The sequence below is a fragment of the Promicromonospora sp. Marseille-Q5078 genome, assembly GCF_050315395.1.
In the GTDB taxonomy this organism is placed as follows: Bacteria; Actinomycetota; Actinomycetes; order Actinomycetales; family Cellulomonadaceae; genus Isoptericola.
The window spans coordinates 3,364,429-3,383,101 of sequence record NZ_JBNPQG010000001.1 but is presented as its reverse complement, the minus strand read 5'-3'; the positions used below and the strand labels follow the sequence as shown (position 1 = coordinate 3,383,101).

Here is an 18,673-nt window from a genome sequence, read left to right as displayed (position 1 = left end):
CGTGCTCAGGACAGGGCGCCCGCTCTCCTGAGCTCGCGCAGCACGTACGGCGCCATGGTCTGGGTGTAGGTCGTCGTGAGGTGGCTGTTGTCGCGATAGACGTTCACGCCGCCGATCACCGACGGGCACGTCTTCTCGTTGCAGTAGTAGTCCGTCAGGTCGACGGACTTCGCCCCGGGGGTCTCCTTCGCCGTGGCGGCGAAGGTGTCCGGGAACGGGAACGCCTTCTTCCGGGTGGTGTCGCAGCTGTCCGGCTGGACGACGTCGAGCTCCTCGAGGCAGCGCGACGGCCCGGTGCGGTGCCAGGGGTTGTCCGACAGGCCCACGATCGGCACGTCGCGGTCCGCCATCGGCTTCCAGGCGGCGGCCATCTCGCGGCGCTGCTGGTCGGCGTCGCCGGACAGCATCTTGGCGTAGCCGGTCGTGACGATGAGGTCGATGTCCGAGGCGTTCTTCACCAGCCACGGGTCGAGCTGGTCCTTCCACGTCTCGCAGGTCTCGGACCGCTGCGGGTCGTCGAAGTTCATGGTGCCGGTGGTCCACGCGCAGGTCGCCTTGAGCTGCGGGGTCAGGCTGATGGTGCCCTGCTCGGCCATCCGGATGAAGGCGGGGAGCATCGCTCGCGCGTGCGAGTCGCCGATGAGCACCACGTGCGGGACCTTCGGGTCGTCCACGGGACCGAAGGAGCAGTCCTTGAGGCGGTCCTCGTACCCCTCGACCCAGCAGTCCGGGTAGTCCGCGTAGTCGCCGCCGACCGCCTCCGGGGCGGGGACCAGCATGCCGTCGAGGTCCGGGTTGTCGCAGGGCTTGTCCGGGTCCATCGACGCGGCGCCGAAGCAGGGCGGCATGTCGGCCACGAGCCGGGCCGCGAGCTCCTCCTGCTGCTGGGCGCGGTGGTCGGCAACGGCCAGGCCGGCGCCGGCGACGAGGGCGAGCACGGCCGCCGACGCGGCGGTGATCCCGAGGGCACGCCCGGTGCGCTGGAGGCCCCAGCGGGGCGTGAACCGGAACGTGTCCTCGACGTACCGCTTGCTGAGCGCGGCGAGCAGCAGCACGCCCACGAGCAGCGCGACCCGCTCGACGAGGCCGGGGTTGTGCCCGATCACGTACGGCAGGAGCACGATCGCCGGCCAGTGCCACAGGTACAGCGAGTAGGAGATCTCGCCCGTGTACTGCACGGGGCGCCACCGCATGAGCCGAGCGGGGCTGAGCGTCTCCGCGGGCGTGCCCGCCCAGATCACGGCGACGGTCGCGAGCACGGGCAGGATGGCGGCCGTCCCCGGGAAGGGGGTCTGGGCGTCGTAGGCGAAGCCGCAGACGGCGATCCCTGCGAGCCCGGCCCAGCTGACGGCGACCCGCCACCGCCCGCCGAGCAGGGGAGCGGCGGAGCGGGCCAGCACCACGGCGAGGAGGGCGCCGGCGCCGAACTGCCAGGCGCGCGTCGTCGTGACGAAGTAGGCCGACGCGGGGTTCGTGGTGGTGAGCCACAGCGAGAAGCAGAACGACGCCAGCGTCGCCACGGCCAGCAGGGTCCCTGTGACGCCCCGCTGCGACCGGCGGCTCCGGGCCGCGAGCACGGCGGAGAGCAGCACCAGCAGCGGCCAGACGAGGTAGAACTGCTCCTCGGCCGAGAGCGACCAGTAGTGCTGGAACGGCGAGGGCGCGTTCTCGGCGGCGAGATAGTCGACCGAGTCGGCGGCCAGGACCCAGTTCTCCGCGTAGAGCGTGGAGCCGATCGCCTCGCGGAACCACTGGTGCCACTCGGTCATCGGGACGAGCAGGAGGGTCGCCACCACCGAGACGGCGATCACCAGGTACGCCGCCGGCAGCAGACGGCGGGCCCGGCGCGCCCAGAACCGGCCGAGGCGGACCTTGCCCGTGGACTCGACCTCGCGCAGGAGGTGGCCGGTGATGAGGAACCCCGAGATGACGAAGAAGACGTCGACGCCGACGTACCCTCCGGGCACCCGGCCGGGCCAGAAGTGGAACAGCACCACGAGCAGCACGGCGAGCGCCCGCAGCGCCTGGACCTCGTACCGCAAGGTCTTCACGGGGCGAGCGGACGACCCCGCCCGCTCGGCCGCGGTGACGGCCTGGGTCACGATCGGGGTCCGTTCGCTGCGGGAGGGCAGAGAGCCTTCACTGGCAAGGGTCAACCTTCATGTGGGGTGCAAGGGTCAAGGGGTCATGCTAACGGTGGCCCGCTGCGGCCTGGACCGGGATGCGGGCGACGGGCGCTACTCGCGGGGGCTGGGTGACGGCGACCGGTGCCGCACGCATACTAGGACCTTCGCGACGCACGGATGTGAGGAGATCTTGGTGGCGGTTGGCAGGTCGGAGGAGCTGGGCGGCCGTGAGGGCCGTGAGCAGCGTCGGGTCGTCGTCATCGCGGACGACGTGCCGCCCGACGTGTTGCGCGCCGTCGTCGACTCCTACCGTGAGGACGACCTCTTCGTCATCGCGCCGGTCCCGTATGACGAGTGGGCCCTCGACAAGATCCACCAGCGGTACCTGAGGCTCGAGAAGGAGTCGAACCCGCAGTGGTATCTCAAGCTCCACGGACCGGTCGACCGCATCGTCGACGTCCGCCACCGGTGGCCGAATGAGCATGAGGCCACGCTGCGGCGACTGCTCTTCCACCTCGTTCCAGGGGGCGAGTACGTCATCCCCAGGTCGGCGTTCAAGGGGTACAAGTCCGGGAACCCGCTCGAGCTGCGGTTGGCGACGTTCGCCCGGGCCCTCGGCGGGGCTGCAGGAGAGGACGACGACTTCGCCGAGCTGTCTCGGGCTGTCGCGGAGGTGCGCCTCGACCGCGAGGCGATCGTGGTCCGCAAGAGCGGCACGCACTACCTCAAGCTGTCGGACCGCTGGGCCAACCGCATGCTGTCGACGCGTCACCGGCAGACGACGACGGTGCGTGAGCTCGCCCTGCTCCGCGAGCAGAAGTTCGCGTCGGCGACCACGATCGACTCGCACGGTGCCTCGCAAGCGCTTCAGGGTCTGGACACGACGGTGGCGGTGCCCCCGCATCACCTGAGGCACTACAGCGGGCGGATCGGTTTCGTGAGCAACGCACTCACCTACACGGCACACGAGATATTGCCCGACTCGTTCCGCCACCACCTGTCCAACGCGCAGAACGTCCGCCTGGTCGACGTGGACGAGAACTTCGCACGGATTCCGCGGCACGTGCAGCCGACGAAGGAGCTCGCAGGCTCGTACTTCATGCTGGACTCGGAGAACTCCGGGCACTACGGCCACCTCATGACGGAGGTGATCTCCCGCCTGTGGGGGTGGGACGCCGCGAAGAAGGACGACCCCGATCTCAAGGCGATCTTCCGTCTCCGGTATCCGGCCGAGCGTGAACCGCGGCTCGAGCGGACCGTCCTGACCGCCTTCGGCATCAGCCCGGACGACATCGTGACCGTCGACCAACCCGTGTACCTCGAGTCGATGTACGCGGCGACGCCGATGTTCCACAACGCCCGTCCGTACTACGTGCATCCCGAGATCCGAGCGGTGTGGAAGCGGATCCGAGATGGACTGCGCGCGGAGCCGGGGCCCACCTGGGACCGGGTGTTCGTCTCGCGGAAGGACTCGTACGGGAACCGCCGCTGCCTGAACCGCGTCGAGGTGGAGGACTACTTCGCAGCGGCTGGGTTCGAGGTGATCTACCCCGAGGACTACTCGCTGGCCCGGCAGTCCGCGATCTTCGCTCACGCGCGGGTGGTGGCCGGCTTTGGTGGTTCGGCCATGTTCAACACGCTGTTCGCGGAGAACCTGCAGCACATGATCGTCCTCACCCAGGAGGCGTACTCGGCGCGCAACGAAGTGCTGATCTCGCTCCCACTCGGCGTGGGCCTGCACTACTTCTGGAACCCGCCGCGCACCCCGCACCCTCCGGGCGGCTGGTCGTCGGCGGCGTACAAGTCCGACTGGTCCTTCGACTTCTCCCGCCACGGGCGCGAGCTCGACGAGCTGCTGCGATCGCTCTGACGGGCCGGTCTGCTCGGGCAGGCCGTGCCGCTCGTCCCGGCCGCACTCGAACGTGGCACGGGCGCGGAGACGGCCGCGGTCGAGCTCAGGTCCGTCGATGGGCAGTATCGTGCAGACGCCCGGCGCTGAGCCGGTCGTTCCCTCCACAGATTGGTTCAGGTCGTCATGCGGGTTCTGGTCACCGGTGGTGCCGGGTTCATCGGCGCGAACTTCGTCCAGCAGACCGTCCGGGAGCGTCCGGGGGCGGTGGTGACGGTGCTGGACGCGTTGACGTATGCCGGGGACCGGTCGTCGTTGGACCCGGTCGCGGACCAGGTCTCGTTCGTGCAGGGCTCGATCACGGACGCCGCGCTGGTCGACGAGCTGGTCGCCGGGTCGGACGTGGTGGTGCACTTCGCGGCGGAGTCGCACAACGACAACTCGCTGGAGGACCCGTCGCCGTTCGTGCAGACCAACGTGGTGGGCACGTTCACGCTGCTGGAGGCGGTGCGCCGGCACGGGTGCGGTTCCACCACGTCTCCACGGACGAGGTGTACGGGGACCTGCCGCTGGAGGGCGAGGAGAAGTTCACCCCCGCCACCCCGTACAACCCCTCGAGCCCGTACTCGTCGACGAAGGCCGGGTCGGACCTGCTGGTGCGTGCCTGGGTGCGTTCGTTCGGCATCGAGGCCACGATCTCGAACTGCTCGAACAACTACGGGCCGTACCAGCACGTGGAGAAGTTCATCCCGCGGCAGGTGACGAACCTGATCGACGGGATCCGTCCGCGCCTGTACGGGGCCGGGCTGAACGTGCGCGACTGGATCCACGTGGCCGACCACAACGCCGCGGTGTGGTCGATCATCGAGGCGGGCCGGATCGGGGAGACGTACCTGATCGGGGCCGACGGCGAGACGTCCAACCTGGACGTCGTGCGGACCCTGCTGGAGCTGTTCGGCCGTGACCCGGACGACTTCGACCACGTCACCGACCGGCCCGGGCACGACCTGCGGTACGCGATCGACGCGACCCGGCTGCGCGAGGAGCTCGGGTGGGCCCCCAGGTTCACCGACTTCCGCTCCGGGCTGGCCGCGACCGTGGACTGGTACCGCGAGCACGAGGACTGGTGGCGGCCCGCCAAGGCCGCCGTCGAGGCCCGTTACGCCCGCACCGGGCAGTAGCAGGACCAGACACCGAAGGGCTCCGGAACCGCGCAGCGGTTGTTCCGGAGCCCTTCGTCGTGTCAGCGGCCTTCTGTCGGACGGATCAGCCGCGCAGCGACGCGAGGTAGTCCTGGACGGCGTCGTGGCTGGGCAGGAGGCCCTGCCGGCGGGCCTCGGCGAGGGTGGGTGCGGCCTGGTCCTTGTCGGACAGCTGGGGGTGAGTGGGGCGCCGTCGCGGGTGGTGGTGGGCCAGTCGATGCCGAGCTCGGGGTCGAGGGGGTGGATGCCGTGCTCGGCGGCAGGGTTGTAGCCGGTGGAGCAGAGGTAGACGACGGTGGATCCGTCGGCGAGGGACAGGAAGGCGTGGCCGAGGCCTTCGCCGAGGTAGACGGCGCGGCGGTCGATGTCGTCGAGCAGGACGGTGTCCCAGGTGCCGAAGGTGGGGGAGTCGGTGCGCAGGTCGACGACGACGTCGAGGACGGCGCCGGCGGGGCAGGTGACGTACTTGGCCTGGCCGGGCGGGACGTCGGCGAAGTGGATGCCGCGCAGGACGCCGGCGGCGGAGACGGAGGCGTTGGCCTGCTGCAGGTCGAGCGGGTGGCCGACGGTGTCGGCGAAGGTGTCGGCCTTGAACCACTCGAGGAAGCGGCCGCGGGGGTCGCCGAACTGCTTCGGGGTGATCTCGTAGGCGCCGGGCACGGCCAGCTCGCGGAACTGCACAGGTTCTCCTTCGGGGGCGATGGTGGGGCCGTAGGATCCTACGGTGACCGACACGACGACCACGCCGAACGCCACCTCTTCGTCGCGCCGTTGGCTGGTCACCGGCGCGGGCGGGATGCTCGCCACCGACCTCCTCGCCGTGCTGCGCGCTGCGGGCGCCGACGTCGTGGCGGCACGCCGCGCGGACCTGGACGTCACGGACGCGGCGGCGGCCGCGGCCGTGGTGCGGGGTGCGGACGTGGTGGTCAACTGCGCCGCGTGGACGGCGGTCGACGACGCCGAGTCGCGCGAGCCCGAGGCGTTCGGCGTGAACGCGGTGGGTGCCGCGTTCCTGGCCCGTGCGGCGCACGGGGCGGGCGCGCGGTTCGTGCAGGTGTCGACCGATTATGTCTTCGACGGGCGGGCGGTCGCGCCGTACGCGGAGGACGCGCTGCTGGCGCCGGTGTCCGCGTACGGGCGTACGAAGGCGGCGGGGGAGTGGGCGGTGCGTGCCGAGGCGCCTGACCACCTGATCGTGCGGACCGCCTGGTTGTACGGGGCGCACGGCGCCTGCTTCCCGCGGACGATGGCGCGCCTGGCCTCCGAGCGTGACGAGCTGACGGTCGTGGACGACCAGGTGGGTCAGCCGACGTGGACGCGTGACCTGGCGGACCTGATCGTGCGGCTGGTCGGGGCGGGGGCGCCGGCGGGCACGTATCACGGGACGGCGTCGGGGCAGACGTCGTGGTGCGGGTTCACTCGGCGGATCGTGGCTGGTCTCGGTTCGGCGACCCGGGTCGTGCCGACGACCAGCGACGCGTTCGTGCGGCCGGCTCCGCGGCCCGCGTACTCGGTGCTGGGGCACGACGCCCTCCTTGCGGCCGGTGTCGCGCCGATCGGCGACTGGGCCGCGCGGTGGGACGCCGCCGCGGCCGAGGTGCTCGCCTGAGCTACTCCTCGAGCAGTCCCAGCAGGTAGGCGCCGTAGCCCGACTTCGTCAGCTTCTCCGCCCGGGTCCGGAGCTCGTCGTCGGACAGGAAGCCGCGACGCCACGCGACTTCCTCGGGAGCGCCGATCTTGAGCCCCTGACGGTGCTCGACCGTGCGGACGAAGTCGCTCGCCTCGAGCAGCGAGTCGAAGGTGCCCGTGTCGAGCCAGGCCGTGCCCCGAGGCAGCACCTCCACGCGCAGGTCGCCGCGGCGCAGGTACTCGCGGTTGACGTCCGTGATCTCGTACTCGCCCCGTGCCGACGGCGCCAGGTTCTTCGCGATCTCCACGACGTCGTTGTCGTAGAAGTACAGTCCGGGCACCGCATAGCTCGACTTGGGCCGAGTCGGCTTCTCCTCCAGCGAGACGGCCCGCCCGTCGGCGTCGAACTCGACCACGCCGTACGCGGTCGGATCGGCAACCCGGTAGGCGAAGACCGCGCCTCCGTCGACGTCCGTGAAGCGGCCGAGCTGATCGCCGAGACCCTGCCCGTAGAAGATGTTGTCGCCGAGCACGAGAGCGGCCGCGTCGTTGCCGATGAACTCCTCGCCGAGGACGAACGCCTGCGCCAGGCCGTTCGGGACGGCCTGGACCGCGTAGGTGATCGAGATCCCGAACTGCGTTCCGTCGCCCAGCAGGCGGCGGAACTGCCCGGCGTCGTGCGGCGTCGTGATCACCAGGACGTCGCGGATCCCCGCCAGCAGGAGCGTCGACAGCGGGTAGTAGATCATCGGCTTGTCGTACACCGGCACGAGCTGCTTGCTCACGCCGAGAGTGATGGGGTGCAGGCGGGTGCCGCTTCCGCCCGCCAGGATGATTCCGCGCATGGGCGTCAGGCTAGCGTTCGCAGCGGGCATGACCGGACGGCGGGCGTCAGGCGTCGCGGGAGCCCCGCAGCCCCTGGGCCCACGCGCGGGCGGCCCGGCGCCGGCGCCGGTAGGCCTTCGGGTCGTCCAGGGCCTGGCGGATCTCCGCGAGGCCGCGGTCGCGGCGCCGCCACAGGCGGTCACCGCGGTGCAGCAGCCCCCACACGGGCCGGTTCAGCAGCGTGCGGCCGTCCCAGGCGTCGGTCCGGTCGATCACCGACTGCGGCACCGGCTGCGGGTCGTCGTGGAGGTAGGTCTCGAGGATGCGGTCGTAGCTGTCGCTGAGGACCGTGCTCGTCGGGTCGAGGCCAAGCACCACGACCACCCCGGTCGGGCTGGTGTCGACCGGGATCACCGTGAGGTCGGGGCGGTAGGTCCGCAGCACGTCGGCGACGCGGAACACGTCGCCGGTCCACGCGCTGGTGTGCCGCTCGCGGGCCGCCTCGTCCACGTTCCGGGGCAGCATGTCGTCGAGGACGACGACGCTCGACCACCGGCAGTGCTTCTCGACGTTGATGAAGTCGCGCAGCGCGTACTCGAACAGGTGCATGCCGTCGATGAACGCCAGCTCCACCGGGCCGCCCAGCCACTCCTTCGGGTCGGTGGTGGCGAAGTACGCGTCGCCGGTGGTCCGGGCGAGCCGGACCGGCGCGCTGATCTCCTTCCGGATCGCGTACGCGGGGTCGATCCCGACGCTCGGCACGGACGAGAGCCGCAGGCTGGAGCCGTCGGCCACGCCCACCTCGAGGTACGTGCGTGGTCGGAGCTGTCGGTGGAGGCCGGTCAGCAGCGCGTGCCGGCTGAGGCGGGTCTGCGTGGGGGGAGCCTTCGGTGACATGGGACACATCATCGCGACGCGCACCGGTCTTGGGAAGGTTGCCGCGCGGTCTCGACGACCTCGGGGAAGATCGCAAAGGGCCTCGGGTCGGTCTCGACAGGCTCGACCCACGAGGAGCGGGAGGCGACGTCCCGCCCGCAGCGCTCGGGTAGTGTCCGACGCGGCTCCGACGAGAGGGGAGAGCCTTGCCCGCCCACGGTGACCGCCGGCCCGCCCTCCGGAAGGTCGGCAGCCCGACGTGATGACCGAAGCCGGACCCACGCCTGCCGGGTCGCCGGCAGGCGACGCGCGCCCGCGCACGGAGGTCCGCACGGACGTGCAGGGCCTGCGCGCGCTGGCGGTGAGCGCGGTGCTCGTCTACCACCTGCTGCCGGACACGGTGACGGGCGGCTACGTCGGCGTGGACGTCTTCTTCGTCATCTCGGGCTTCCTCATCACGTCGCACCTGCTGCGCCGGCCGGTGCGCGGGGTCCGCGACCTGCTGGAGTTCTGGGCGCGCCGGGTACGGCGCCTGATCCCCGCCGCGACGGTCGTCCTGCTGGCCACGCTGGCCGCGACGCTGCTGTGGCTGCCCACGACGGTGCACGCCCGGGTGGCGCGCGACGTCGCCGCCGCGGCGCTGTACGTGGAGAACTGGTCCCTGGCCCGCTCCGCCACCGACTACCTCGCCGCGGAGGAGCTGGCCTCCCCGGTGCAGCACTACTGGTCGCTGTCGGTCGAGGAGCAGTTCTACGTGCTGTGGCCGGTGCTCGTCGGGGCGGTGGCCTGGGCGACCGTGCGCGCGCGCCGGCGCGGCGCGTGGCTGCCCGCCGCAGCGGTGGGGCTCGTCGTCGTCGCGTCCCTCGCCTGGTCCGTGCACCTGACCGCCACGAACCCGGCGGCGGCGTACTTCGTGACCACCACGCGCCTGTGGGAGCTCGCGCTGGGCGGGCTCGTCGCGGCGGTCCTCGCGGCCCGTCCGCTGCCGCTCGCGCCGGCGGCGCGGGCGGCGGCGGCGTGGGCGGGGCTGGCGGCCGTCGTCGCGGCCGTCGTGCTCTTCGACGGGTCGACGCCGTTCCCGGGGTTCGCGGCCGCGCTGCCGACCGTGGGCACCGCGCTGGTGATCGTCGCCGCGGCGGACGGGGCCCGCGGCAGCCCGGGGCGGATGCTGGCCCTGCGGCCCGTGCAGTGGCTGGGCGACGTCTCGTACAGCGTGTACCTGTGGCACTGGCCGCTGATCGTCGTCGTGCCGTACGCGCTCGGCCGCGCGCTGGGCGCCGCGGAGCTGGTCGGCGTCGTCGTGGCCGCCCTGCTGCTGGCCGCCGTGACCAAGCGGTGGGTCGAGGACCCGCTGCGCCGCTCGCCCCTGCTCGTGCGCCGCCGGGCGGCGACGTTCGGCCTGCTGGCGGTGTGCGTCGGCGTCACCGCGGTCTGGGGGCTCAGCGCGGCGTCGACGGCGGACGCGCGCGAGCGCGAGGCGGTCGCGTCGGCTCCGGCGAACGTCGCCGCGGCGGGGGACTGCGCGGGGGCGGGCTCCGTGCGCGACCCCTCCTGCGACGTCCGCGGGCTGCTCACCCCGCCGGAGGCGGCGGCGCAGGACACGCCCGACGTCTACGCGGACGGCTGCTGGAACGACCCGCCCTTCACCACCCGGCACTCGTGCACCTACGGCGCCGACGACGCGCCGGCGCGGGTGGCGGTGCTCGGCAACTCGCACGCCGGGCACTGGACGCCCGCCCTCGAGCAGGGCGAGGAGGACGGGGACTGGCAGGTGGACACCTACCTGCAGTCGTCCTGCTACCCGGTGGAGCGGCTGCTCGAGTACGAGGCCGACGCCGAGGCGCAGGGCTGCCTCGACACGACCCGGTGGGCCGTCGACTCGGTGGTGGACGGCGGCTACGACCTCGTCGTCATGTCGGCGCGCACCAACCAGCTCCTGGCGGGCGTGCCGGAGGGAGAGCAGCAGGAGCAGGCCCAGAGCGCCTACGCCGAGACGCTCCGCCGGTTCACCGACGCCGGCGTCCCGGTGCTCGTGCTCCGTGACACGCCCGCGATGCCGGACAGCGTGCCGGACTGCCTCGCCACCGGGCCCGTGGCCTGGGACGACTGCGGCGCGCCGCCCGACCAGGCGCTCGAGCCCGACCCGCTCGCCGCGGCGGGCCGCGCCGACACGTCGGGTCTCGTCACGGTCCGCGAGGTCACCGACCTCATGTGCGACGACGAGGTCTGCCACCCGGTGATCGGCGGCGTCGTCGCGTACTTCGACCACGGCCACCTCACGGCGACCTTCGCGCGCACGCTCACCCCGGAGGTCACCGCCGGCGTCCGCGCCGCGCTGCGCACCGCCGGCGGCTGAGCTCGTCCCCACCGGGTCTCGACAGGCCCGACCGCCGGAGGCTCGAGCGGACGTTCGCGCTCGCAAAACCATGTAGTCTCATCGGATTAATGCAGAATGCGTTCGCGCGACCGACCTGAAGCACCGGAGAAGAGCATGCCGACGTACCCCTCTGTCCGCGCCCGACTCTCCCGTGCCGCGAGGGCCGGCCTCGGGCGCCGTGTCCCGGACGTCTTCGGCACCCGGCGCTCGCGCCGTCTGCTCGACGACTACGAGGTGGCGGACCTCATCGAGGTGGAGGGCAAGATCCCGCTCAACTACTTCACCTACCGCCCGAACTTCGGCGACCTGCTCTCGCCCTGGCTCGTGACGACGATGACGGGCAGGAAGGTGGTGGTCGCCGACCGGGCGAAGCCGCACTACGTGGTGATCGGCTCGATCATCAACCAGACCACCGCGCACTCCGTCGTCTGGGGCAGCGGCACCTACGGCACCGAGGGCAAGAGCGAGGTGGCGCCGGACGCGCAGTACACCGCGGTCCGCGGGCCCCTGACGCGCGCGAAGCTCGGCGCGTCCAAGGGCTTCGGCATCGACGTGCCCCAGGTCTACGGCGACCCGGCCCTGCTGCTCCCGCTCTACTACATGCCGAAGGTGCCGGTCACGCACGAGTACGGCGTCGCGGTGCGCTGGAGCGAGCGCCGCTGGGCGCGGGCGACGTTCGGCCCCGGCGTGAAGCTGATCGACTTCGCGCGGACCGACGTCGAGGCCGTGGTCCGGGAGCTGCTCTCGTGCCGGCGGATCGTCACGTCCTCCCTGCACGGGCTCATCGTCGCCGACGCCTACGGCATCCCTAGCGCCTGGCTGGCCTCCGGCTCGCCGCGCGGTGGCGTCTACAAGTTCTACGACTACTTCGCCTCGGTCGGGAAGTTCCGGAACCCGCAGTCCTTCGACCTCGCCGCCGGGCCCGTCACGAAGAAGCGACTGCGCGACGCGCTGTCGTTCAGCGGCGAGGCGATCGAGTACGACTACCGACCGCTCCTCGACGCGTCGCCGTTCCTCCGGCGCAGGTCGTCCGTGCCTCCCCGTGGGGCCGAGACGCTCCCCGAGCTGGTCGCCACCGCCGGTTGACCCTGTCGAAACCGTCGTCGCCGCTGGTTGAGCCTGTCGAAACCGTCGGGTGGTCTCGACAGGCTCGACCGGCGGAACGGCTCGACCGGCGGAACGGCTCGACCGGCGGAACGGCTCGACCGGCGGAACGGCTCGACCGGCGGAACCGGCTCGACCGACGTCAGCGGCCCGCCGCGTACCCCTGCGCGCCGCGCGGGTTCGCCGCGGCGCCGAGCACCCCGGTGGCGGGGTCGCGCGTGACGGCGCTGAGCCGCCCCAGCGCCCAGTCTCCGGCGAGGGTGAGGGCGTGCCCGCGCTCGACCAGCCCGGCGAGGACGTCGGCGCCGAGCCGGTCCTCGACGACGGCGCCGCCGGGCGTCCAGGTGCGCGGCCAGAAGGAGCCGGGGGCGGACGTCGTGTGCAGGGCGGGGGCGTCGATCGCCTCCTGGGGCGTGTAGCCGCCCACGAGCACGCGCAGCAGGAACGCGAGCTGCCACTGGTCCTGCTGGTCCCCGCCCGGCGAGCCGCACGCGAGCACCGGCGCGCCGTCGCGCAGCACGAGGGTGGGCGTCAGCGTCGTGCGCGGCCGGCGGCCGGGCTCCAGCCGCGAGGGCGACGACTCGTCGAGCCAGGTCATCTGCAGCCGCGTGCCCAGCGCGAAGCCGAGGCCGGGCACCGTGGGGGAGGACTGCAGCCAGCCGCCGGACGGCGTCGCGCTGATCATGTTGCCCCAGCGGTCGACGACGTCCAGGTGGCACGTGTCGCCACGGGTCGCGCCGGTGGCGTCGGTCTCGAGGCCGTCGCCGTTCAAGGGTGCGGCGCCCAACGCCGCCGGGACGACGACGGTCGGCTCGCCGACCCCCGCGGCGGCGCCGCCGGTCGGGGCGCCCGGGAGGGCGGCCGCGGGGACGTCGGTGGCGTACGACGTACGCAGCGGCGGCACGGGCGGCGTGGCCCGGCCGGGCACGTCGCCGGGCCGCACCTCGTGGGACGCGCGTTCGCCGATCAGCGCGCGGCGGGCGGCCGCGTACTCGTCGGACAGCAGCACGTCGAGCGGCGCCGCGCCCTCGCCGTCCTCGGCCCCGTCGCCGTACCACGTGTCCCGGTCGGCGAGGGCGAGCTTGAGCGCCTCGAGCACCGTGTGCGCCCCGAGCTCCGTGGACGGGTCGAGCCGCGCGTCGTCGAACCCGTCGAGGATCCGCAGCGCCTCCAGCAGCGCGGGACCCTGCCCCCAGGCGCCGGTCTTGACCACGGTGTGCCCGCGGAACTCGACGGCGACGCCGTCCTCGAACGACGCGTCGAAGCCCGCGACGTCCGCCGCCGTGAGCACCCCCGCGTGGTCCCTGCCGTCGGCGTGCCGGTGCGGCGTGCGCACGAACGCCTCGACGGCCTCGCCCACGACGGCGCGCCAGGCGGCCCGCGCGGCGTCCACCGCGTCGGCCCGGCCGGCGCCTCCCACGGCGGCGTCCCGCTCCGCCGCCACGAGGCGCTCGAGGACGGCGGCGAGCTCGGGGTTCGTCACCAGGTCGCCCGGCCGCGGGGCCCGGCCGTCGGGGAGCCAGCGCGCCGCCGAGGAGGGCCAGTGGTCGCGGAACAGGTCGGCGACGCCCTCGATCGTGCGGCACACGGCCGCGAGGACGGGGTGGCCGTCGCGCGCGTAGCCGAGCGCCGGGGCGAGGGCGTCCTCGAGGGTCCAGGTGCCGTGGTCGCGCAGCAGCAGGAGCCACGCGTCGACCGCCCCGGGCACCGCGGCGGCCAGCGCACCCGAGCCGGGCACCAGGTCCAGGCCCTCGGCGTCGCGGTAGTGCGCGATCGTGGCGCCCGCCGGCGCGGGCCCCTGCCCCATGAGCACCCGCGGCCGCCCGGGCTCGTCCGCCGTCGCGAGGATCGCCGTCATGTCACCGCCCGGACCGTTGAGGTGCGGCTCCACCACGTGCAGCACGAACGCGCCCGCCACCGCCGCGTCGAAGGCGTTGCCGCCCCGTTCCAGCACGGACTGCGCGCTCGCGCTCGCCAGCCAGTGCGTGGAGGCGACCATCCCGAACGTGCCGCGCAGGTCCGGGCGCGTGGCGTGGGCGGGCGGGGGAGTGAACGTCATCGGGTTTCCTCCGTGGTGTGTCCGAGGGTGGCGACGAGGAGCGTGAGCACGGCGCTCACGCCCACGCCCCACGCCAGGTGGGCCTGCAGGAGCAGGGCGCCGACGCCGGCGCCCGCGCAGATGAGGGCGATCGCGGTGAGGCGGCGCCCGGCGTGCTTGCCGGAGCCGCCGGCGAGGCGGGAGTCGGCGGCCAGGCCGGTGATGGTGGAGGTCACGACCACCGTCGTGACGTCCTTGACCGACAGGTGCCGCGCCGTGGCCGCCTGCGTGCCCATCGCCAGCGCCAGCAACCCGGTCACGGTGAGCTGCACCGGGTGCGTCAGGTCGGCGCCGGCGGCCAGGAGCAGCACCGTGATCGCCGCCAGCAGCAGGCCCACCGCGGCGATCAGGGCCGTGGTGCGCGGCGTCCACCCGACCTCGACCGGGCGCAGCACCACGCCCGCGAGCGCCGCGCCGGCCATGAAGGTGCCGAGGGCGAGCAGCGGTCCGACGACGGGCAGGTCGTCTGCCCCGGCGAGCGCCATCCCGAGGATGACGACGTTGCCGGTCATGTTGCCGGTGAACACCCGGTCGAGGCCGAGGTAGCCGACGGCGTCGGCGATGCCGGTCGAGAACGTCAGGGCGAGCATGAGGACCAGGTGCAGCCGGTCGCGGTCACGACCGAGGGGTCCGAGGAACGAGCGGGGCACCAGGTCACCGTACCGATCCCGCCGAGATAGAGAGGCTCCTCGCCGAGATAGAGAGGGGGCGGACCGAAGACGACTTCGGTCCGCCCCCTCTCTATCTCGGCGAGGAGCCTCTCTATCTCGGCATCACTCGGCGGCGGCGCCGCCCGTCACCTGGTCGACGAAGTCCGGGTTGTCCTTCAGCCATGCCTGCACGGCGGCCTCCGGGTCGTCCGAGTACTCCTCGTCGTTGAACATGAGGTTCTCGAGCGAGAACAGCTGCTTGTCGTCGAGGGTGAAGTCCTTCAGCCAGCCGGCCAGCTCCGGGTAGCGGTCGGCGAAGTCGGAGGTGCCGTAGGTGTGGATCTCCTCGGCGTCGCCCATCGCACCCTCGGGGTCCTCGAGGTCGCGGACCGGGAACTCGTCGTAGGCCCAGTGCGGGCGCCACAGCGTGACCGCGATGTTGTTGCCCTTGTCGACGGCGCCCTTGAGCTCGGCGAGCATCGCCGGCGTCGAGGAGATCGTGTAGTCGAGGTCCTCCAGACCGTAGGTCGGGATCGCCTCCTCCTTGGTCACCCGGGTGAGCCCGGCGCCCGCCTCGATGCCGACCAGCTTGTTGTCGTAGTCGTCGGCGTACTTCGCGAGGTCGCCGATGGTCTTGGCCGGCGAGTCCTCGTTCACCGCGATGGTGAGCTTGGCGTCGTCGTACCAGGTGCCGAGGTCGGAGATGTCGTCGCCGAACTTCTCGACGTAGTCGGAGTGCGTGATCGGCAGCCAGGTGTCGAAGAGCACGTCCATGTCGCCGCCGGCCAGGCCGGTGAAGACCACGCCGATGTCGGCGGTCTTGGTGTCGACGTCGTAGCCCTTCTCGTCGAGGACGGCGGCCCAGAGGTTGGAGACGGCGATGCCCTCGTCCCAGCCGGACGGGATGCCGATCGTGATCTCCTTCTCGTCACCGCCGTCGGCGCTGCCGCCGTCCTCTCCGTCCGACGCGCAGGCGGCGAGGGAGAAGGCGAGGGCGAGGGTGCCGCCGGCGGCGGCGAGACGACGGGTGTTGCGTCCGGTGTTCATGGATGTCCTTCCTGACAGGTCCCGTGCGACGACGGTGGTCGCCGCACGGGTGACGAACGGGAGCGTCAGCGGGTGGCCTTGAGGGCCTTGGCGACGGGGGAGCGTTCCGCGAGCGCGGAGGTGACGCGGTCGAGGTAGATCGCGAGGAACACGACGGCGAGGCCGGCCTCGAAGCCGAGCGCGATGTCGACGCTGGAGAGCGCGCCCACGACGTCGCCACCGAGGCCGCCGGCGCCGACCATGCCGGAGATCACGACCATCGACAGGGCGAGCATGATCACCTGGTTGACGCCCGCCATGATGGTGGGCATCGCCAGGGGGATCTGGATCTGCCGCAGGATGCGCCGGTCGTTCGAGCCGAACGCGCGGCCGGCCTCGACCACCTCGGAGTCGACCTGCCGGATGCCCAGCTCGGTGAAGCGCACGCCGGGGGCGAGCGCGAACACGATGGTCGCGATGATGCCCGGCACGGGGCCGGTGAGGAAGATGACGACCGTCGGGATCAGGTAGACGAAGGCGGGCATCGTCTGCATGAAGTCCAGGATCGGCCGCACGATGCGTGAGACGTGCTCGTTGCGCGCGGCCCAGATCCCGAGCGGGATTCCGATCAGCAACGCGACCGCGGAGGCCAGGAGCACGAGCGCCAGGGAGTCCATGGCGTTGTCCCACTGGTCCATCGCGGCGATCAGCACGAAGCCGATCAGCGAGCCGAGGGCGAGCCTCCAGCCCCGCGCCCAGAGCGCGATCGCCGCGAGCACGAGGGCGACGACGAAGAACGGCGGGGTGCTGAGCACCCAGTCCAGGCCGTCGTAGATCGACTCGAAGAACGTCTTGATCGCGTCGAAGAGGGGATCGAACGTGTCGGTGACCCAGTCGATCGCGGTCTCGATCCAGTCGCCGACCGGGACGCGGGGGACGAGGGTGTCGGTGGCGGCGGCGATCATGCCGGGGCTCCTTCCGTGGTCCCGGCAATGTTGTCGTCGGCCAGGCCCTTCTGGGCCTGCATGGCCTCCATCGCCTCCTGCTGCGACTTCTCCGGGGTGGAGACGTTGCCGTTCTCCACGGACTCGCCCGCCATGGCCTCGAGCAGCGTCACGCGCGGCACGACGCCGACCAGACGGCCCTCGTCGTCGACCACCGCGAGGGGCACGGCGGACTCCGCCGCCGGCGCGAACAGCTCGGCGATCGGCGTGTCCTGGTGCACGGAGGTCACGTCGGCGTCGATGAGCCCTGTGAGCTTCTCGATGCCCTCCTTGGTGGCGCGCACGGCGTCGTCCGCCCGGACGAGCCCCTTGAGCACGCGGCGGCGGTCGACGGCGAACGCGCCGGACACCTCCGCCTCGCGCATCTCGCGTGCCGCCTGCCGCGGTCCGCCGCCGGCGGGCACCGTGAGGCGCGGGCGCTGCATGACGGACGAGGCGGTGAGCACGCGCGACCGGTCGACGTCCGCCACGAACTTCTCGACGTACGAGTTCGCCGGGTCGGACAGGATCTGCTCGGCGGTGCCGATCTGGACGATGCGGCCGTCGCGCATGACGGCGATCCGGTCGCCCAGGTGCATGGCCTCGTTGAGGTCGTGCGTGATGAAGACGATCGTCTTGCCCAGCTTCTCCTGGAGCTCGAGGAGCTGCTCCTGCATCTCCGAGCGGATCAGCGGGTCGAGGGCGCTGAACGCCTCGTCCATGAGTAGCACGTCGGTGTCGGCCGCGAGCGCGCGGGCGAGGCCCACGCGCTGGCGCATGCCGCCGGACAGCTGCGACGGCAGCGAGTCCTGCCAGCCGGACAGGCCGACCATGTCGAGCGCCTGGCGCGCCTTCTCCTGGCGCTCGGACTTGCCGACGCCCTGGATCTCCAGCGGGTAGGCGGCGTTGTCGAGCACCGTGCGGTGCGGCAGCAGCGCGAAGTGCTGGAAGACCATGCTGACGCGGGTGCGGCGCAGCTCGCGGAGTCGCTTGCCGTCCACGGTGGCGAGGTTCGCGTCACCGAGGAGGACGTCGCCGCCGCTCGGGGTCCACAGGCCGTTGAGCATGCGGATGAGCGTCGACTTGCCGGAGCCGGACAGGCCCATGACGACGAAGATCTCGCCGGGGGCGACGTCGAAGCTCGCGTCGATCACCGCAGCGGTGCCGAGGCTCTTCACCTCGTCGCGCGTCGCGCCTGCCTTGAGGCGGCGCACCGCTTCGGCGGGCTTGGGGCCGAAGACCTTGTAGACGCCTCTCACCGACACCGCGGGCGTGGCCGCAGGCGTCTCGGCGGGCGTTGTGGTGGTACTGCTGTCTCCCGACATACGGGCAGGGCTCGCCACCTTCCATCACGTTCGGATGCACCCACGGTTCGCCGGGCGGTGCGTCGAGCACCGGTCACGGGTTCCCGTGCTTCCGCGGTTCCGGTGGGCACAAGGGCATCAAGCACCCTCCTACGCCGACGGGTGCCGTGGCGAACCGAGCACCCCGGTCCGATCTGCACGGATATTCCGTGTTGTCCTGGGGAAATACCGGCTTTTGGCTGGTCAGGAGGGTGAAGTGATCGTTATGTGAATGTGATTTTTGGGATGGCGCAGGTCACATATGGGGCCTGGACAGTGTGGCCCCGGCCACCCCGGGGCGCCACTCGAGCGGTCGCGCCTGATGAAGGTTTCGTCATGGGTCGACAAGGTCTGCTTCTTTCGGGCCGGCGTCGGACGACCTCGGCCACCGGGTCGACCGCGTCCTCGGGGAGGCCGGGAGCGGGTGACAACGTCCCGCACAGCGGGTGAAATCGCCCCGGGCGACGTGTGGGGGATCTTCTGGGCGAACCGCCCACCTCATACTCGGGGGCAGCACCGCCGGACCGCGCTGACCGCGCGGCGCGGCGACCGGCATCGACGCCGTCGTGGCCGCTCCGGCCGTGC

Annotated in this window: 12 protein-coding genes and 2 pseudogenes; 5 read left to right on the top strand and 9 right to left on the bottom strand. The window is 72.2% G+C overall.

The features are described 5' to 3' along the window. Positions 1 to 5: 5 nt before the first annotated feature. Positions 6 to 2,102 (bottom strand): acyltransferase family protein, encoded by a 2,097-nt coding sequence (locus tag ACQFYA_RS15675; RefSeq protein WP_499125688.1) that lies wholly within the window; start codon positions 2,100 to 2,102, stop codon positions 6 to 8. 217 nt (positions 2,103 to 2,319) lie between these two features. Here ACQFYA_RS15675 and ACQFYA_RS15670 point away from each other — a divergent pair, with 217 nt between their 5' ends. Both ACQFYA_RS15670 and rfbB read left to right on the top strand, forming a co-directional pair. Beyond that, the gene (locus tag ACQFYA_RS15670) at positions 2,320 to 3,996 is read left to right on the top strand and encodes a glycosyltransferase family 61 protein (RefSeq protein ID WP_499125686.1); all 1,677 of its coding nucleotides are present in this window, start codon (positions 2,320 to 2,322) and stop codon (positions 3,994 to 3,996) included. 165 nt (positions 3,997 to 4,161) lie between these two features. Then, positions 4,162 to 5,156 (top strand): annotated as a pseudogene (rfbB, locus tag ACQFYA_RS15665) (dTDP-glucose 4,6-dehydratase). Between the two features lie 85 nt (positions 5,157 to 5,241). Here rfbB and ACQFYA_RS15660 read toward each other — a convergent pair. Further along, positions 5,242 to 5,858 (bottom strand): annotated as a pseudogene (locus ACQFYA_RS15660) (dTDP-4-dehydrorhamnose 3,5-epimerase family protein). A gap of 43 nt (positions 5,859 to 5,901) precedes the next feature. Between ACQFYA_RS15660 and rfbD the strand changes: the two are divergent. Then, the gene (gene rfbD / locus ACQFYA_RS15655) at positions 5,902 to 6,786 is read left to right on the top strand and encodes a dTDP-4-dehydrorhamnose reductase (RefSeq protein ID WP_499125685.1); all 885 of its coding nucleotides are present in this window, start codon (positions 5,902 to 5,904) and stop codon (positions 6,784 to 6,786) included. Between the two features lies 1 nt (position 6,787). Here rfbD and rfbA read toward each other — a convergent pair whose 3' ends face one another. Both rfbA and ACQFYA_RS15645 read right to left on the bottom strand, forming a co-directional pair. After that, positions 6,788 to 7,651, bottom strand: coding sequence for a glucose-1-phosphate thymidylyltransferase RfbA (rfbA, locus tag ACQFYA_RS15650; protein WP_499125683.1), 864 nt, complete (start codon positions 7,649 to 7,651; stop codon positions 6,788 to 6,790). Positions 7,652 to 7,697: 46 nt separating this feature from the next. Beyond that, positions 7,698 to 8,528 (bottom strand): class I SAM-dependent methyltransferase, encoded by an 831-nt coding sequence (locus ACQFYA_RS15645; protein WP_499125682.1) that lies wholly within the window; start codon positions 8,526 to 8,528, stop codon positions 7,698 to 7,700. Between the two features lie 241 nt (positions 8,529 to 8,769). Here ACQFYA_RS15645 and ACQFYA_RS15640 point away from each other — a divergent pair, with 241 nt between their 5' ends. Beyond that, on the top strand, positions 8,770 to 10,863 hold the full coding sequence (locus tag ACQFYA_RS15640) for an acyltransferase family protein (protein WP_499125681.1): 2,094 nt from the start codon (positions 8,770 to 8,772) through the stop codon (positions 10,861 to 10,863). A gap of 135 nt (positions 10,864 to 10,998) precedes the next feature. After that, entirely contained in the window at positions 10,999 to 11,970 is a 972-nt protein-coding gene (locus tag ACQFYA_RS15635; protein ID WP_499125679.1) for a polysaccharide pyruvyl transferase family protein, read from the top strand. 160 nt (positions 11,971 to 12,130) lie between these two features. Here the strand turns inward: ACQFYA_RS15635 and ACQFYA_RS15630 are convergent, their stop codons facing one another. From ACQFYA_RS15630 to ACQFYA_RS15610, 5 genes are all read right to left on the bottom strand, one after another. Continuing rightward, complete coding sequence (locus tag ACQFYA_RS15630; RefSeq protein ID WP_499125677.1) at positions 12,131 to 14,047, bottom strand: gamma-glutamyltransferase family protein; 1,917 nt, start codon at positions 14,045 to 14,047, stop codon at positions 12,131 to 12,133. Next, a complete protein-coding gene (locus tag ACQFYA_RS15625) occupies positions 14,044 to 14,736 on the bottom strand; it encodes a YoaK family protein (protein ID WP_499125676.1) in 693 nt (230 codons plus the stop codon). Before ACQFYA_RS15625 ends, ACQFYA_RS15630 begins: the two co-directional genes overlap by 4 nt. Before the next feature lie 123 nt (positions 14,737 to 14,859). After that, positions 14,860 to 15,783 carry a glycine betaine ABC transporter substrate-binding protein gene (locus tag ACQFYA_RS15620; RefSeq protein ID WP_499125675.1) on the bottom strand — a complete coding sequence of 308 codons (924 nt, stop codon included), beginning with the start codon at positions 15,781 to 15,783 and terminating at the stop codon, positions 14,860 to 14,862. Between the two features lie 65 nt (positions 15,784 to 15,848). Further along, positions 15,849 to 16,727, bottom strand: a complete 879-nt coding sequence (locus ACQFYA_RS15615; protein ID WP_499125673.1) for an ABC transporter permease — start codon at positions 16,725 to 16,727, stop codon at positions 15,849 to 15,851. Continuing rightward, entirely contained in the window at positions 16,724 to 18,070 is a 1,347-nt protein-coding gene (locus ACQFYA_RS15610) for a quaternary amine ABC transporter ATP-binding protein (protein ID WP_499127564.1), read from the bottom strand. The genes ACQFYA_RS15615 and ACQFYA_RS15610 overlap by 4 nt, the downstream gene beginning before the upstream one ends. Positions 18,071 to 18,673 lie beyond the last annotated feature (603 nt).

What these genes read in the sequence shown, in the direction of transcription:
- ACQFYA_RS15615 (WP_499125673.1), bottom strand. Translation starts at nt 16,727, where the DNA reads ATGATCGCCGCCGCCACCGACACCCTCGTCCCCCGCGTCCCGGTCGGC.
- ACQFYA_RS15645 (WP_499125682.1), bottom strand. Translation starts at nt 8,528, where the DNA reads ATGTCACCGAAGGCTCCCCCCACGCAGACCCGCCTCAGCCGGCACGCG.
- ACQFYA_RS15640 (WP_499125681.1), top strand. Translation starts at nt 8,770, where the DNA reads ATGACCGAAGCCGGACCCACGCCTGCCGGGTCGCCGGCAGGCGACGCG.
- ACQFYA_RS15620 (WP_499125675.1), bottom strand. Translation starts at nt 15,783, where the DNA reads ATGAACACCGGACGCAACACCCGTCGTCTCGCCGCCGCCGGCGGCACC.
- ACQFYA_RS15610 (WP_499127564.1), bottom strand. Translation starts at nt 18,070, where the DNA reads ATGTCGGGAGACAGCAGTACCACCACAACGCCCGCCGAGACGCCTGCG.
- ACQFYA_RS15635 (WP_499125679.1), top strand. Translation starts at nt 10,999, where the DNA reads ATGCCGACGTACCCCTCTGTCCGCGCCCGACTCTCCCGTGCCGCGAGG.
- ACQFYA_RS15630 (WP_499125677.1), bottom strand. Translation starts at nt 14,047, where the DNA reads ATGACGTTCACTCCCCCGCCCGCCCACGCCACGCGCCCGGACCTGCGC.
- rfbA (WP_499125683.1), bottom strand. Translation starts at nt 7,651, where the DNA reads ATGCGCGGAATCATCCTGGCGGGCGGAAGCGGCACCCGCCTGCACCCC.